Annotated in this window: 14 protein-coding genes and 2 pseudogenes; 8 read left to right on the forward strand and 8 right to left on the reverse strand. The window is 59.2% G+C overall.

All coding sequences use genetic code 11. The features are described 5' to 3' along the window. Positions 1-7 precede the first annotated feature (7 nt). From ahpF to M0746_RS12615, 3 genes are all read right to left on the reverse strand, one after another. On the reverse strand, positions 8-1,570 hold the full coding sequence (ahpF, locus tag M0746_RS12605) for an alkyl hydroperoxide reductase subunit F (protein WP_258449414.1): 1,563 nt from the start codon (positions 1,568-1,570) through the stop codon (positions 8-10). Positions 1,571-1,694: 124 nt separating this feature from the next. Further along, a complete protein-coding gene (ahpC, locus tag M0746_RS12610; RefSeq protein ID WP_016774916.1) occupies positions 1,695-2,258 on the reverse strand; it encodes an alkyl hydroperoxide reductase subunit C in 564 nt (187 codons plus the stop codon). Positions 2,259-2,395: 137 nt separating this feature from the next. After that, positions 2,396-3,334: a site-specific integrase gene (locus M0746_RS12615; protein ID WP_258449415.1), complete on the reverse strand. Its 939-nt coding sequence runs from the start codon at positions 3,332-3,334 to the stop codon at positions 2,396-2,398. A 175-nt stretch (positions 3,335-3,509) separates the two neighbouring features. On the opposite strand from M0746_RS12615, the pseudogene M0746_RS12620 reads away from it, so the two are divergent. Then, a pseudogene (locus M0746_RS12620) lies at positions 3,510-4,518 on the forward strand (DNA-binding protein). Here M0746_RS12620 and gorA read toward each other — a convergent pair. Together gorA and galU are read right to left on the reverse strand one after the other, a co-directional pair. Then, the gene (gene gorA, locus M0746_RS12625; RefSeq protein WP_258449416.1) at positions 4,515-5,873 is read right to left on the reverse strand and encodes a glutathione-disulfide reductase; all 1,359 of its coding nucleotides are present in this window, start codon (positions 5,871-5,873) and stop codon (positions 4,515-4,517) included. The pseudogene M0746_RS12620 and the gene gorA sit on opposite strands and share 4 nt — an antisense overlap. A 128-nt stretch (positions 5,874-6,001) precedes the next feature. Beyond that, on the reverse strand, positions 6,002-6,841 hold the full coding sequence (gene galU / locus M0746_RS12630; protein WP_053120371.1) for a UTP--glucose-1-phosphate uridylyltransferase GalU: 840 nt from the start codon (positions 6,839-6,841) through the stop codon (positions 6,002-6,004). 256 nt (positions 6,842-7,097) lie between these two features. Between galU and M0746_RS12635 the strand changes: the two genes are divergently transcribed. Together M0746_RS12635 and M0746_RS12640 are read left to right on the forward strand one after the other, a co-directional pair. Continuing rightward, positions 7,098-7,283: a hypothetical protein gene (locus tag M0746_RS12635; RefSeq protein WP_090283267.1), complete on the forward strand. Its 186-nt coding sequence runs from the start codon at positions 7,098-7,100 to the stop codon at positions 7,281-7,283. Between the two features lie 138 nt (positions 7,284-7,421). Next, the gene (locus M0746_RS12640) at positions 7,422-7,709 is read left to right on the forward strand and encodes a hypothetical protein (protein ID WP_203422080.1); all 288 of its coding nucleotides are present in this window, start codon (positions 7,422-7,424) and stop codon (positions 7,707-7,709) included. Positions 7,710-7,712: 3 nt separating this feature from the next. On the opposite strand, the gene M0746_RS12645 is transcribed toward M0746_RS12640, so the two are convergent. Together M0746_RS12645 and M0746_RS12650 are read right to left on the reverse strand one after the other, a co-directional pair. Then, complete coding sequence (locus M0746_RS12645; RefSeq protein ID WP_090283265.1) at positions 7,713-7,943, reverse strand: hypothetical protein; 231 nt, start codon at positions 7,941-7,943, stop codon at positions 7,713-7,715. Positions 7,944-8,014: 71 nt separating this feature from the next. Next, positions 8,015-8,371, reverse strand: a complete 357-nt coding sequence (locus M0746_RS12650; protein WP_203417816.1) for a hypothetical protein — start codon at positions 8,369-8,371, stop codon at positions 8,015-8,017. Between the two features lie 210 nt (positions 8,372-8,581). Between M0746_RS12650 and M0746_RS12655 the strand changes: the two genes are divergently transcribed. From M0746_RS12655 to ada, 4 genes and pseudogenes are all read left to right on the forward strand, one after another. Next, positions 8,582-8,884, forward strand: coding sequence for a DUF1883 domain-containing protein (locus M0746_RS12655; RefSeq protein WP_007912251.1), 303 nt, complete (start codon positions 8,582-8,584; stop codon positions 8,882-8,884). A gap of 29 nt (positions 8,885-8,913) precedes the next feature. Continuing rightward, positions 8,914-9,078 (forward strand): hypothetical protein, encoded by a 165-nt coding sequence (locus M0746_RS12660; protein WP_208941159.1) that lies wholly within the window; start codon positions 8,914-8,916, stop codon positions 9,076-9,078. Between the two features lie 8 nt (positions 9,079-9,086). Continuing rightward, a pseudogene (alkB, locus tag M0746_RS12665) lies at positions 9,087-9,759 on the forward strand (DNA oxidative demethylase AlkB). Positions 9,760-9,839: 80 nt separating this feature from the next. Beyond that, entirely contained in the window at positions 9,840-10,907 is a 1,068-nt protein-coding gene (gene ada, locus M0746_RS12670; RefSeq protein ID WP_258449417.1) for a bifunctional DNA-binding transcriptional regulator/O6-methylguanine-DNA methyltransferase Ada, read from the forward strand. Between the two features lie 19 nt (positions 10,908-10,926). On the opposite strand, the gene acuI is transcribed toward ada, so the two are convergent. Then, positions 10,927-11,910 (reverse strand): acrylyl-CoA reductase (NADPH), encoded by a 984-nt coding sequence (gene acuI, locus M0746_RS12675; protein WP_258449418.1) that lies wholly within the window; start codon positions 11,908-11,910, stop codon positions 10,927-10,929. 188 nt (positions 11,911-12,098) lie between these two features. Between acuI and M0746_RS12680 the strand changes: the two genes are divergently transcribed. Then, a complete protein-coding gene (locus tag M0746_RS12680) occupies positions 12,099-14,531 on the forward strand; it encodes an autotransporter (RefSeq protein ID WP_258449419.1) in 2,433 nt (810 codons plus the stop codon). Positions 14,532-14,639 lie beyond the last annotated feature (108 nt).

Below are 14,639 nucleotides of genomic sequence, written 5' to 3' on the forward strand. Positions count from 1 at the left end.
TTAACTCTTAAGCCGGAGCCGACGTGCGGATCAAGTGATCGAACGCGCTCAAAGAAGCCTTGGCGCCCTCGCCCACCGCAATCACGATCTGCTTGTACGGCACGGTGGTCACGTCACCCGCTGCAAAGATCCCCGGGATCGACGTCTCGCCACGGTTATCGACAATGATCTCGCCACGCGGCGACAGCTCGATGGTGCCTTTGAGCCAATCGGTGTTGGGCAGCAGACCGATCTGCACGAAGATGCCTTCCAGCTCGACCGTGCGCAACTCGTCAGTCGTACGATCCTTGTAGCGCAGACCGTTGACCTTCTCGCCGTTACCGGTGACTTCAGTGGTTTGCGCACTGGTGATCACGGTGACGTTCGCCAGGCTGTGCAGTTTGCGCTGCAACACGGCGTCGGCGCGCAGTTGCACGTCGAACTCCAGCAGCGTGACGTGCGAAACGATGCCCGCCAGGTCGATGGCCGCTTCAACGCCGGAGTTACCGCCGCCGATCACAGCAACACGCTTGCCTTTGAACAGCGGACCGTCGCAGTGCGGGCAGTACGCCACGCCTTTGTTGCGATATTCCTGCTCGCCCGGCACGTTCATTTCGCGCCAGCGCGCACCGGTGGCGAGAATCACGCTCTTGGCTTTCAGCGTCGCGCCACTGGCGAAGTGGATTTCGTGCAGCTCGCCGTTTTTGCCGGCGATCAGCTTGTCAGCGCGTTGCAGGTTCATGATGTCGACGTCGTATTGCTTGACGTGTTCTTCCAGCGCAGTCGCCAGTTTCGGCCCTTCGGTTTCCTGAACGGAAATGAAGTTCTCGATGGCCATGGTATCGAGCACCTGACCGCCGAAACGCTCAGCCGCAACACCGGTGCGAATGCCTTTACGCGCCGCATAGATCGCCGCCGAAGCACCGGCCGGACCACCGCCAACGACCAGTACGTCAAAGGCGTCTTTGGCACTGATTTTCTCGGCCTGACGCTCGATGGCGCCGGTGTCGAGTTTGGCGAGGATCTCTTCCAGGCCCATGCGGCCCTGACCGAAGTTCTCACCGTTGAGGTAGATGCTCGGCACGGCCATGATCTTGCGATCGTTGACCTCGTCCTGGAACAACGCGCCGTCGATGGCGACGTGGCGGATGTTCGGGTTGAGCACGGCCATCAGGTTCAACGCCTGGACCACGTCCGGGCAGTTCTGGCAAGACAGCGAGAAGTAGGTCTCGAAGCTGAACTCGCCTTTGAGCGAGCGGATCTGCTCGATCACTTCAACACTGGCTTTCGACGGGTGACCGCCGACTTGCAACAGGGCCAGCACCAGCGAGGTGAATTCGTGGCCCATCGGGATACCGGCGAATCGCAGACTGATGTCAGCGCCCGGACGATTGATCGAAAACGATGGCTTGCGAGCGTCATCACCGCTGTCGATCAAAGTAATATGGCTGGAAAGACTGGCAACGTCTTTGAGCAGGTCATGCATTTCACGGGATTTCGCACCGTCGTCGAGGGAGGCAACGATCTCGATCGGCTGGGTGACCCGTTCCAGGTACGATTTCAACTGGGCTTTAAGATTGGCGTCCAACATACGGGCGATTTCCTTTATTTGAGGCGAAAAAAAGCCCGAGCGAATCTCGCCCGGGCATTTTTATTGGGCGGTGCAGCTAACTTAGAAAGGTGCGGCGTGCCGCCCTGCGTTGCGTGTCACAGACTTAGATCTTGCCGACCAGGTCCAGGGACGGAGCCAGAGTGGCCTCGCCTTCTTTCCACTTGGCTGGGCAAACTTCGCCTGGGTGTGCAGCGACGTACTGAGCAGCCTTGATCTTGCGCAGCAGCTCGGAAGCGTCACGGCCAACGCCGCCATCGTTCAGTTCAACGATCTTGATCTGGCCTTCAGGGTTGATCACGAAGGTGCCACGGTCAGCCAGACCGGCTTCTTCGATCAGTACGTCGAAGTTGCGCGAGATGACGTGGGTCGGGTCGCCGATCATGGTGTATTCGATTTTGCCGATGGCTGGCGAAGTGTTGTGCCAGGCAGCGTGGGCAAAGTGGGTATCGGTCGAAACGCTGTAGATTTCCACGCCCAGCTTCTTGAACTCAGCGTAGTTGTCGGCCAGGTCTTCCAGCTCGGTTGGGCAAACGAAGGTGAAGTCAGCTGGGTAGAAGAACACTACGGACCACTTGCCTTTCAAGTCAGCATCCGAGACTTGAACGAAGTCGCCGTTTTTGAACGCGGTAGCTTTGAACGGTTTTACTTGGCTGTTGATGATAGGCATCGATGACTCTCCGTCAGGGGTTATGAAGTTGATGGGTGAATCCTACCCACTCACTCGACGGAACGCTCATTGGCAAACCTGATGCTGCTGATTTGTTTTCGCTATTAGCTGACTGTATTAATAGAAGAAAACGATCTCTATGGTTGATCCGGTTTATCCATAATCCGAGCCATTCCCTGAAATGGGCTGACTTCAACATAGCGCATCGCTGATTTCATGTCCTTCCAGCCGACGTAACTCATCAGCGACTTCAGATCCCAACCGGCTTGATGAGCCCAAGTGGCAAAACCGCGGCGCAACGAATGACTGGTGTAACCCTCGGCGGCGATCCCGGCGCGCTGCAATGCCTGGCGCAGCAACGGGATGATGCTGTTGGCGTGCAGCCCAGCCTCATTCAGATTGCCCCAACGATCGATGCTGCGAAACACCGGCCCGCGCACCAACGCCGCTTCGGTGATCCAGTCGATATACGCCTGCACTGGACACAGCTTGAGCAGTGCGGGGGCTTGATAGGTCTGCCCGAGGTTTTCCCGATCGCCCTTGCTGCGCGGCAGATACAAGGTGATGCCTTTGCCGGCGTGCGCTTGCACATGCTCGATCTGCAGGCGGCACAATTCATCGCTGCGAAAGCCACGCCAGAATCCGAGAAGGATCAACGCGCGGTCGCGGTAAGCCTTGAGCAGTGCCGGCCGATCCTGCTGCTCGCGCGCGGTTTTCGCCTCCTGCTCAAGCCAGTCGATGACCCGCTGCAAGTCCTGCAGTTGCAACGGCTCGGCTTGTTTCTCCTGCGCCGGATGCAACGCGCGGATGCCCTTGAAGACCTTGCGCACCACCGGCGCCTTGGTCGGGTCGGCGAAGCCCTGACTGTTATGCCACTGCGCCAGCGCCGACAAGCGCAGCTTCAAGGTATTGATCGATAGCTCAGAAGCGTGAGCGACCAGATAGCGCGCAACGCTGTCAGCGGTCGCCGGCAGAAACCCGCCCCACTTGACTTCGAAATGCTCGATGGCCGCGCGATAGCTGCGGCGCGTGTTGTCGCGGGTAGCGGCTTGCAGATAGCGATCCAGATCGCTCATGGGCTGTTTTCTCGCTGGCGTACGGGTTGGAAGAGACAGGCGTGCATTTTGCCGTGTGACATTGGGTTACCAGAATATCCCGCCTGTGATTTTCGTCGTATTTCACTTTTATGTCACCATGGTACACTGCAAATAATAGTGGCATGTACCACAGTACGTAACCGTAGGAGTTCACATGGCCCGTGGCGGCATTACCAAGGCACTGGTGCAGATCGCGCGCACCGCAATTCCTGGCGCGCGGCGAACACCCGAGCATCGACGCAGTACGCATTGAAATGGGCAACACCGGCTCGAAAACCACCATCCACCGCTATCTGAAAGAGCTGGATGACGGCGCACAACCGGCTGAAGCATCCGCTGAACCGATCGATGACGAGTTGACCGCCCTCGTCTCTCGCCTTGCGCAAAGACTGAAAGAACAGGCGCAAGAACCAATAGAGCAGGCTCGCGAGCAGTTCGAAGCGCAGCGTGAAGCGCTGGAAGCAGGGCTTGTGCAGACCCGGCAGGCGCTGGAAAAGCTCGAGCACGAATACGACATTCAAGGCGCGGCGCTGGCGCGCGAATCCGAAGCGTTGAACAGCACACGCTCGATGCTGCAAACCGAGCAGACGCGCAACGCCGGTCTCAATCAGGCTTTGGCCGATTTTGAATTGCGCTTGCAGGACAAGGACGAGCAGATCCGCTCGCTGGAAGAAAAGCACTTGCACGCGCGCGATGCGTTGGAGCACTACCGCACCGCCAGCAAAGAACAGCGTGAGCAGGAACAGAGCCGTCACGAAGGTCAGGTGCAGCAGATTCAGGCCGAGCTGCGCCAGGCGCAACAAAGCGCACTGATGCGTCAGGACGAGATCACTCAGCTGCACCGCGACAACGAGCGTCTACTCACTGAAAACCGTGGCACTCAGCGCGAACTGAGCCTGCTGCAGGATCAGCTCAAGCAAAGCAATCTGCGCCAGGATCAATTGCTCGAACAAGCCACGCGCGTCGACAGCGAACGCACCCTCCTCCAGGAACGGCTGCGCGTCGCTTCGCTGGAAAGCCAGGCACTCAAGCAGAGCGTCGATGAGCAAACGCAGCTCAACCAGTCACTGGAAAAGGAATTGACCAAAGCTCAGGCCAGCCTGGAAGAAAGCCAGCGTCTGGCGGCTGCCGTTGCGGCAGCGCCAGAACCGAAAGGCGCTTAAGCGCTGACCGGCGTACGCATGGTGACAAACTCTTCGGCGGCCGTCGGGTGTACCCCGATCGTGTCGTCGAAGTCACGCTTGGTCGCGCCAGCCTTTAGCGCGATGGCCAGCCCCTGGATGATTTCGCCGGCGTCCGGACCAACCATGTGGCAACCGAGAACTTTGTCGGTCTTGCCATCGACGACCAGCTTCATCAAGGTCTTCTCCTGACACTCGGTCAACGTCAGCTTCATCGGCCGGAAGCGGCTTTCGAAAATCACCACCTCATGGCCTGCTTCGCGCGCCTGCTCTTCGGTCAAGCCGACCGTGCCGATATTCGGCAGGCTGAACACCGCCGTCGGAATCATCTTGTAGTCCACCGGACGGTAGTGCTCCGGCTTGAACAGACGCCGCGCCACGGCCATGCCTTCCGCCAGCGCCACCGGCGTCAGCTGCACACGACCGATCACATCACCCAGCGCCAGAATCGATGGCTCAGTGGTTTGGTACTCGTCGTCGACCTTGATGAAGCCTTTGTCATCCAGCTGAACGCCGGTGTTTTCAAGGCCCAGATTGTCGAGCATCGGACGTCGACCTGTGGCGTAGAACACACAATCAGCTTCCAGCACGCGACCGTCCTTGAGGGTGGCCTTCAGGCTGCCGTCAGCCTGTTTGTCGATACGCGCGATGTCAGCGTTGAATTGCAGGTCCATGCCGCGCTTGGTCAGCTCTTCATGCAGATGCTTGCGCACCGCGCCGTCGAAACCGCGCAGGAACAGATCACCGCGATACAGCAGCGTGGTGTGCGCGCCGAGGCCATGGAAAATCCCCGCGAACTCGACCGCGATGTAACCGCCGCCGACCACGAGCACGCGCTTTGGCAGCTCTTTGAGGAAGAATGCCTCGTTGGAGCCAATAGCGTGTTCGCTACCGGGAATCTCCGGAATCTGCGGCCAGCCGCCGGTCGCGATCAGAATGTTTTTCGCAGTGAAGCGCTCGCCGTTCACTTCGACCTCATGCGGGCCGACGATTTTTGCATGCGCTTCATGCAACGTTACGCCGCTGTTGACCAGCAGATTGCGATAAATGCCGTTGAGACGATTGATCTCGCGATCCTTGTTGGCAATCAAGGTCGCCCAGTCGAAATTCGCTTCACCGAGGTTCCAGCCGAAACCCGACGCCTGTTCGAAGTCTTCGGCAAAGTGTGCGCCGTGTACCAACAGTTTTTTTGGCACGCAGCCAACGTTGACGCAGGTGCCGCCCAGATAGCGGCTCTCGGCCACCGCCACTTTCGCGCCGAAACCCGCCGCAAACCGTGCAGCGCGCACACCGCCGGAACCAGCACCAATCACATAAAGATCAAAATCGTAGGCCATTTCTATCTCCTAGGCAGGCGCTCAGCATACCCGCAGGCGCTGATTGGGCAAGCGTTACGGATGATATGGGGGCGCAAAACGAAAAAACCCGCCGAAGCGGGTTTTTCCTGCAGACCATTCAAGCGCTCTTAGTAAGCCTTGCCAGTCTTGTAGAAGTTTTCAAAGCAGAAGTTGGTCGCTTCGATATAGCCTTCGGCTCCACCGCAGTCGAAACGCTTGCCTTTGAACTTGTAGGCCATCACGCAGCCGTTCTGGGCCTGCTTCATCAGGGCGTCGGTGATCTGGATTTCACCGCCCTTGCCCGGTTCGGTCTGTTCGATCAGATCGAAGATGTCCGGCGTCAGGATGTAACGACCGATGATCGCCAGGTTCGACGGCGCGTCTTCCGGCTTTGGCTTCTCGACCATGCTGTGTACGCGGTAGATGTCGTCGCGGATCATCTCGCCGGCGATCACGCCGTACTTGCTGGTTTCCTGCGGATCAACTTCCTGGATGGCGATGATCGAGCAGCGGAACTGCTTGTACAGCTTGACCATCTGGGTCAGCACGCCGTCGCCGTCGAGGTTCACGCAAAGGTCATCCGCCAGTACCACGGCGAACGGTTCGTCACCGATCAGCGGGCGACCGGTGAGGATCGCGTGACCCAGGCCTTTCATTTCAGTCTGGCGGGTGTAGGAGAACGAGCATTCGTCGAGCAGCTTGCGGATACCGACCAGGTACTTCTCTTTGTCGGTGCCTTTGATCTGGTTCTCCAGCTCGTAGCTGATGTCGAAGTGGTCTTCCAGAGCACGTTTGCCACGGCCGGTCACGATGGAGATTTCCGTCAGGCCAGCGTCCAGCGCTTCTTCAACGCCGTACTGGATCAGTGGCTTGTTTACCACCGGCAGCATTTCTTTAGGCATGGCTTTAGTCGCTGGCAGGAAGCGAGTACCGTAACCGGCTGCTGGGAACAAGCATTTCTTGATCATATAAGTCCTTGAAAAGGCTGTGTGTACGAGTTTCGGCGCAGTCTAATCAGGCGGCGTGCACCTTACAATGCCCCGCACTGGCTAACCGATGCCAAGATAGAGAAATAATCTTGCCGATAGTTCCATCCGGTTTTTCAGCGGCGTATTGAGCGTAGCTCAAGAACCGGACGAGCCGGATCACCATACCCTGATCGCCCCCCAATGTGCGCATTTGCCGGTATCATGGCGACTTTGAATCAGCGAACGAGACAGATAGATGGCTGCGGTAAAAATCGTCAACGGGTATGTGATCGACAAGAAAGACGGCAAGTGGACGCTGACCACCACCAATGGTGAGCACATCGCCGGGCCTTTCGACAGCGAACAAATGGCCACCGATGTGGCGGCAGTGTTTACCGACACACCGGCATCGGCCAAGCGACGCGGCAAGGATCAGGACTGACCGGCCGCGCCACAACCCCAAGCCCTGCCATAGCGCAGGGCTTTTTCATGCCTGCGGACAAACAAGTGGCCAATCGCTATAACCTTTTCGACGCGGCGCTGTCAGAGCGTCTAGCCCCCCCTTGCTGAAGACCTGAACATGACCCTGAAATCCTTGCTGTCTCTCCTCGCAGTATTAACCCTGGCCGGCTGCGCCACCTCGCGCCCCGCCTATCTGAACAACGGCGAACAAGGCCTGGCGATCGATTGCTCCGGCGAAGCCAATTCCTGGGCGATGTGTTACGAAAAGGCCGATGCCTCATGTGCCGGCACCGGTTATCGCATCGTCGGCACGGACGGCACGCCCGCGCCCACGGAAGACGACAAGACTCTTGGCGTGGATGTCGGCAATTACAAAAACCGCAGCGTCATCGTGGTGTGCAAATAACCGCTACATATGAATCTCGGCGAATTTGATTCCGAGCCCACGGACAACCTCGATCAAATCGTCGAGACGGCTGAACGATTCGACTTCGTCATTTTCGTCCACCAAAAAATAACTGCGACCGGCGCTTTTCTTGAAAAACACGATCCACTCGCCCGGATTGGCCGGGTTCTGGATGACATGGGTGGCAGAGATAAGGCCCTCTGCATGGCGCTCCCGAACGTGCTCTCGCTTCATCGCGACTCCAGAAATGACAATGCCGTCACAGCATCACTGCGACGGCATCGGTGCTGACGACAAGCAGTCTATCAGCCGGAAATACAGGCGTTGGCGGCTTTCTGCACATCATGCGGACGCACTGGCACATTCGACATGCGCTCGTGCAATTTGATGCTGCTGCCGCCAGAGCGGTCTTCGATATCGAAGACGGCCGCCGCACCGGTTGAAAGTTTACCCGGCACGATCACCCGCACCCCTTCCTTGTGCGGCTGCACTTGCAGCGCGCCGCGGCTGTCGGCCAGTTTTTCGGCAAGGCATTCGGCATATTCCTGGGGCTTCTTGCCGGAGATTACGCTCATGGTCGGCAGCGTTTCATTGATCTCGGAAACGTTCGCACAACCACCGACAGCCAATATCAACGGCAGACACACCACACCCCACTTCATACAAAACCTCCGTTAAAGACCGTCCGACAGCACAAACGCTGTTTTTCTCCGGGGCCTTCTGCATTTAACCCGCATCCGATTGCGAATATCTGTTCAAAATTGTCAAACCGATGCCCGACGGCCAGATAATAACCCGTGCGGGCTGATAAACTGCGCTCATCGACAAGCTATCGTTTTGATTTTGTAGCAAAAGCCCTTCTGGAGGCGCCCATGAAATTCATTCACCAGCGCGAACACCTCAACGAAGACGACATCGTCGTCATCCAGTGCTCGCAGATGTGCAACATTCGTTTGATGAACGACGCCAACTTCCGCAGCTTCAAAAATGGTGGTCGCCACACCTATCACGGCGGCGCCTTCGATACGTTCCCGGCCCGTATTACCGCGCCGAGCACCGGCTTCTGGAACATCACCATCGATACAGTGAACCGCCGCGCCATCAGCGTGACGCGCAAGCCGACGTTAACCCATTCGATCAAGATCATTCGTCGCTCGAGCACCAAACTCAGCTGACAAACGCTCACAGAAGAGGAAACATCACCGTGGCGCAAAAGACCAAATACGTCATCAAGTACAAGCTCGACGGCGAGCAACGTTTCGAGTTCGCAGAGCTCGAAAACGGCACTGAAGAGGAAGCAGAAGCGACGCTGAAAAAAATGCACACAGACGAAACAGTCAGTGACATCAAGGTCAGCAAAGCGCTGTAATCGACGCCATGCAACCGACCACATTTGACCTGTTCGCCGACCACGAACCCGTCCAGCAAGCCCGGGCCGAGCAGATCGGCGAGCAAGCGTGGGTGTTGCGCGGGTTTGCCTTGTCACAGGTTGATCGGCTGCTGTCGGAGTTGGAAGCTGCTCTTGCAGCCGCCCCGCTCCGCCATATGGTCACCCCCCGGCGGGTTCAGCATGTCGGTTGGTACCAGCAGTTGCGGCGGCCTGGGCTGGATCACCGATCGCAAGGGTTACCGCTATTCAAGCGTCGATCCACTCAGCGGATTGCTTTGGCCTGCATTGCCCACGGTTTTCGCCGATCTGGCGCGCACTGCAGCAGAGCAAGCAGGGTTCGCTGATTTTGTGCCTGACTCGTGCCTGATCAACCAATATGTCCCAGGTGCAAAAATGTCATTGCATCAGGACAAGGACGAAAAAGCCTACGCCGCGCCGATCGTTTCCCTGTCGCTGGGCTTGCCGGCAATGTTCCTGTTCGGCGGCTTTGAACGCAGCGACAAGTGCCAGCGAATCCCGCTGCTGCATGGCGACATGGTGATCTGGGGCGGCGTTGATCGCTTGCGTTTCCATGGTGTGTTGCCGATCAAGCCTGGCCACCACCCGCGCCTGGGCGAACGACGCATCAACCTTACCTTTCGCGTCGCCGGCAGCGACTGAAAGTTTGACCGCAAGGCCCGGAGTGTCGAGGCAATCGACGCCAGTTAACCTGAATCAAACAGGTCAACGGATTACCCCCTATGGACACGCTAAGCAACACCGTCAGCATCGAAGCCGATCCGCGCTGGGCCGCTGTGGTGGCCCGCGACCCGAAAGCGGACGGGCAATTCGTCTATGCGGTAAAAACCACGGGGGTTTATTGCCGGCCAAGCAGCCTCTCGCGTCTGCCGAAACCGCACAACGTCGAGTTTTTCGATACGGCTGAGCAGGCCGAGGCCGCCGGCTACCGAGCCAGCAAACGCGCCGGCAAGGATCACAGCGATGTTGCCGCACAGCACGCGGCGACTGTCGCCATCGCCTGTCGGCATATCGAGGCTGCCGAGACATTGCCGGCGCTCAGCGAACTGGCGCAGACCGCAGGCCTGAGTCCATTTCATTTCCACCGCATATTCAAAGCCGCGACGGGATTGACGCCCAAGGGTTACGCCGCCGCTCATCGCTCGCGCAAACTGCGTCAGCACCTGGCAAACGGTGGCTCGGTCACCGAGGCGCTGTATGACGCGGGATTCAATTCCAATAGCCGCTTTTATGAGTCAGCCGACCAATTGCTCGGGATGAAACCAGGCGATTATCGTGCCGCGGGGAAGAACAACGATATTCGCTTCGCCGTCGGGCAATGTTCGCTTGGGGCGATTCTGGTCGCGCAAAGCGAACGCGGGGTTTGCGCCATTCTGCTGGGCGACGATCCGCATCGTCTGGTTTGTGATTTGCAGGATCAGTTCCGCCAGGCCAACCTGATCGGCGCCGATGCCGGGTTCGAGCAACTGATCGCCCAGGTCGTGGGGTTTGTCGAGGCGCCAGCGATCGGCCTGGACTTACCGCTCGATGTGCGCGGCACGGCTTTTCAGGAGCGCGTATGGCAAGCGCTGCGGGAAATCCCGCCGGGGCAAACGGCCAGTTACGCACAAATCGCTCAACGCATCGGCGCGCCAACGTCGATGCGCGCGGTGGCCCAGGCTTGCGGGGCCAACCGCCTGGCAGTGGCAATCCCGTGCCACCGCGTGGTGCGCAGCGATGGCAACCTGTCAGGCTATCGCTGGGGTGTTGAGCGCAAACGACAACTGCTCGAGCGCGAAACGCAGACGTAGCGCCTGGCTCTCGGCCCTGTCAGCGATTGACATCAACCACAACACGTCCGCGCAGTTGCCCGGCCAGTAACCGCGGCGCTGCCTCAATGGCTTCGCTCAGACCCATTTCATGGCTGATCAAGGTCAGTAGCGAGAAATCCAGATCCTTGGCCAGCCGCTCCCACGCTTGTAAACGTCGTGCTTTCGGCTGGGTCACGCTGTTGATGCCGGCAAGGGTCACGCCGCGCAAAATGAACGGCGCCACCGATGCCGGGAAGTCCATGCCTTGTGCCAGACCGCAGGCCGCCACGGTGCCTTCAGCGCGAGTGCTGGCACAAGCGTTGGCCAACGTGTGACTGCCGACTGAATCGATCACTGCCGCCCAGCGTTCCTTGGCCAACGGCTTGCCCGGTTCGGACAGCGTTGCGCGATCGATGATTTCGCTGGCGCCCAATTGCTGCAGGTATTCATGCTCTGACACTCGCCCGGTGGACGCCACAACGCGATAACCGAGTTTGCTCAGCAGCGCGATGGCGAAGCTGCCGACGCCGCCATTGGCGCCAGTGACCAGCACCTCGCCCTGGGCTGGCGTCACACCATTGCGTTCGAGCGCCAGAATGCACAGCATCGCGGTGTAACCGGCGGTGCCGACGGCCATGGCCTGCGCCGCGGTAAAAGCCTTGGGCAATGGAATCAGCCAGTCGCCATTCAGCCTGGCCTTCTGTGCCAGACCGCCCCAGTGATGTTCACCGACACCCCAGCCATTGAGCAGCACCTGATCGCCAATCTTGTAATCCGGGTGGGAGCTGTGTTCCACGGTGCCGGCCAGATCGATCCCCGGCACCATCGGAAACTTGCGCACGACAGGGCTGCTGCCGGTAATCGCCAGGCCATCCTTGAAGTTCAGCGTGCTGTAGGCGACAGCTACCGTAACGTCCCCTTCAGGCAATTGCGCTTCGTCGACCTGCTGCAGATTGGCGTGGTAACCGCTGTCGTCTTTGTCGATCACAATGGCGTTGAACATGACTGCCTCGCATGACTGTTTGTTTGAAGTTCGTGCTCTGGAATAGCACATCGAAACACATTGCCACATTCGACCATGGGCCAAACGGCAAATCTGCCGGGTGTTTCCATGGCGGGCGGCTATGCTTTTTCGACGGTGGTGCGTTCGCTGCTGTTTCTCAAGAAAGCGGTCTGTCGATGGAGCTGACAATGCCTTATCCGCGCTGGTTCTTCGTGTTGTTGCTGCTTTGCCTGTCCGCACTCGGAAATGCTTGGGCGGCACCCGCCACCGACGCCGCGAGCGAGCCGACCTGGCCGCAGGTGATCAGCAGTGGCAAAGCGAAACTGACGGTGTATCAACCGCAACTCGACAGCTGGGACGGCTACACGCTGAACGCTCGGGCAGCCGTCGAGGCCACGCCGGCCGATGGCAAATCGACTTACGGCATCGTGCAGTTCAGCGCGCACACGCTGGTCGACAAGGCCACACGCTGGGTCGCGCTCGACCAGTACAAAATCATCAAGGCCGATTTCCCCGCCGACGCCAGCCAGGCCAACACCTGGATCGCTGCGCTGCAAAAAGACGCCGCGAACCGCAAGAAAACCATCTCGCTGGATCAGCTCGAAGCGGCTGTCGGCGTGCTGTCGGCCGAGCAGAAGGTCGACAGCGCACCGCTGGAAAATTCGCCTCCGGACATCATCACATCCGATGTTCCCGCCCTGCTCGTCTATATCGACGGCGACCCGGCTTATCGACCGGTTGAAGGTACTTCGCTGCAACGGGTGATCAACACTCGCCCGTTACTATTGAAGGACGCGCAGGGCAAACATTACCTGCACGTCTTCGATGGCTGGATGGTGGCCGAGCAAATCGGCGGCGCCTATACACGCCTCGCCCAGCCAATGGCAGAACTGGAAGCCGCCAAAAAAGCCGCGATCAAAACCCGGCAAGTGGATCTGCTGACCGGGCAGAGCGACCCCAAAGACAAGATTCCGAGCCTGGCCAAACCGCCGCAGCCGAAAATTTTCGTCGCGACAGCACCCACCGAATTGCTGGTCACTGACGGCGCCGCACAGTGGGCGCCGATTCAAGGCACCGGCCTGTTGTATGTCAGCAATACCACCGGGCACATCTTCAAGGAAATAGGCGACCAGAACAGTTATGTGCTGATCTCCGGGCGCTGGTTTCGCGCGACCGACATGAACGGCCCATGGACATTTACCCCGGCAGACAAATTGCCAGCGGACTTTGCCAACATCCCCGATGACAGCCCGAAAGAAAACGTCAAAGCCTCCGTGGCAGGGACGCCCCAAGCGCAGGAAGCAGCCATTGCTGCAAGCATCCCGCAGACTTCGGCGATCAAGAAGAGCGCAGTAAAGATGACCGCGCCGCAGTTTGACGGCGAGCCGCAGCTTAAAGCCATCGACACCACCGCGCTGCAATACGTGGTCAACAGCGCCACGCCGATTATCCGCATCGACAGCGACAGCTGGTATGCAGTGGAGAACGGCATCTGGTTCACAGCGGCCACGGTCAACGGGCCTTGGGTCGTCACCAGCTCGGTTCCGGCGGTGATCTACTCGATACCGCCGAGCTCACCAATGCATTACCTCACCTACGTCAAAGTCTACGAATCCAGTGGCGATACGGTGGTGGTTGGCTACACACCAGGCTATCAGGGCTCGAATGTCGATCCCGGCACGGGCGTGGTGGTTTATGGCACCGGTTATCCGTATGCGCCGTGGGTCGGCAACGTCTGGTACGGCCCGCCGGTGACCTACGGTTTCGGTGTTGCGATCCGTTATACGCCGTGGACCGGCTGGACCTTCGGCTTTGGTTTCGGCTGGAGCTGGGGCGGCAGCACCGTCGCTATGGGTTGGGGCTGGGGCGCCTACCCTTGGTGGGGCAATTACGGTTGGGGCTACGCCTGGGGACCCCATCTGTATCCCGCACCACTGGCGTGGGCCGGCGCGGCGTATGGCTATCGCGGCGGCGCCATAGCGTGGGGGCCGGGAGGCTGGGCCGGCACCACTGGCAACATTTACCATCAATGGGGCGACCGGGCCACGGTCAGCCGGTATGGCGCCGGCTACAACGCGTGGACGGGCAATCGCTGGGCGGGTCAGGTCGGCGCTTCCTACAACTCGCGCACCGGGGTTGCCGCCGCCGGACAAAGAGGCGCCGTACACAACGTCTATACCGGCAACTACGCCGCCGGGCGCAGCGGTGTCGCGGTCGGGCCGAACGGCGGTGCCATTGCTGGCCAACGGGTCACTGCCGGCAACGCGCGCAATGGTACGCAAGTCACCGCCAATCGCGGTGCGGTGTACAACCCCAACACCGGCAACACAACGCAATATGGTGGTGTTCGCGGCCGCAATGGCGGGGCCGCGCACGTCGGCGACAACGTCTATGCGGGGCGCGACGGCAATGTCTACAAAAAGACCGACGGTGGCTGGCAACCGGTGAACCGGGGCGGCACGACACGTCCTGCGACCCACAACAATGCACAGTTACAGAACCTTGACCGGGATTCCGCTGCGCGTAACTTCGGCAACCAGCGGACCAACAATTTTCACAACTCATCGCGTGTGATGAATCGCTCATTTGGCGGTGGCGGTGGCGGGCTCCATCGGCGCTGAAAAACTGCACGGGTTGTTCTCAATTTCGAACTGGCTCGAAACGCGCTTTTGCTGTTACAAACCGCTTCTGCCGTCCCTGCCCGCTTCCTCGTTCGGAGAACTGCCCCC

The organism is Pseudomonas sp. S11P7 (assembly GCF_023195435.1).
GTDB classification, from domain to species: Bacteria; Pseudomonadota; Gammaproteobacteria; order Pseudomonadales; family Pseudomonadaceae; genus Aquipseudomonas; species Aquipseudomonas fluorescens_G.

Bases quoted from the DNA above. Each gene is read 5' to 3' on its own strand.
- ahpF (WP_258449414.1), bottom strand. From the start codon at position 1,570: ATGTTGGACGCCAATCTTAAAGCCCAGTTGAAATCGTACCTGGAACGG.
- ahpC (WP_016774916.1), bottom strand. From the start codon at position 2,258: ATGCCTATCATCAACAGCCAAGTAAAACCGTTCAAAGCTACCGCGTTC.
- M0746_RS12615 (WP_258449415.1), bottom strand. From the start codon at position 3,334: ATGAGCGATCTGGATCGCTATCTGCAAGCCGCTACCCGCGACAACACG.
- gorA (WP_258449416.1), bottom strand. From the start codon at position 5,873: ATGGCCTACGATTTTGATCTTTATGTGATTGGTGCTGGTTCCGGCGGT.
- galU (WP_053120371.1), bottom strand. From the start codon at position 6,841: ATGATCAAGAAATGCTTGTTCCCAGCAGCCGGTTACGGTACTCGCTTC.
- M0746_RS12635 (WP_090283267.1), top strand. From the start codon at position 7,098: ATGGCTGCGGTAAAAATCGTCAACGGGTATGTGATCGACAAGAAAGAC.
- M0746_RS12640 (WP_203422080.1), top strand. From the start codon at position 7,422: ATGACCCTGAAATCCTTGCTGTCTCTCCTCGCAGTATTAACCCTGGCC.
- M0746_RS12645 (WP_090283265.1), bottom strand. From the start codon at position 7,943: ATGAAGCGAGAGCACGTTCGGGAGCGCCATGCAGAGGGCCTTATCTCT.
- M0746_RS12650 (WP_203417816.1), bottom strand. From the start codon at position 8,371: ATGAAGTGGGGTGTGGTGTGTCTGCCGTTGATATTGGCTGTCGGTGGT.
- M0746_RS12655 (WP_007912251.1), top strand. From the start codon at position 8,582: ATGAAATTCATTCACCAGCGCGAACACCTCAACGAAGACGACATCGTC.
- ada (WP_258449417.1), top strand. From the start codon at position 9,840: ATGGACACGCTAAGCAACACCGTCAGCATCGAAGCCGATCCGCGCTGG.
- acuI (WP_258449418.1), bottom strand. From the start codon at position 11,910: ATGTTCAACGCCATTGTGATCGACAAAGACGACAGCGGTTACCACGCC.
- M0746_RS12680 (WP_258449419.1), top strand. From the start codon at position 12,099: ATGCCTTATCCGCGCTGGTTCTTCGTGTTGTTGCTGCTTTGCCTGTCC.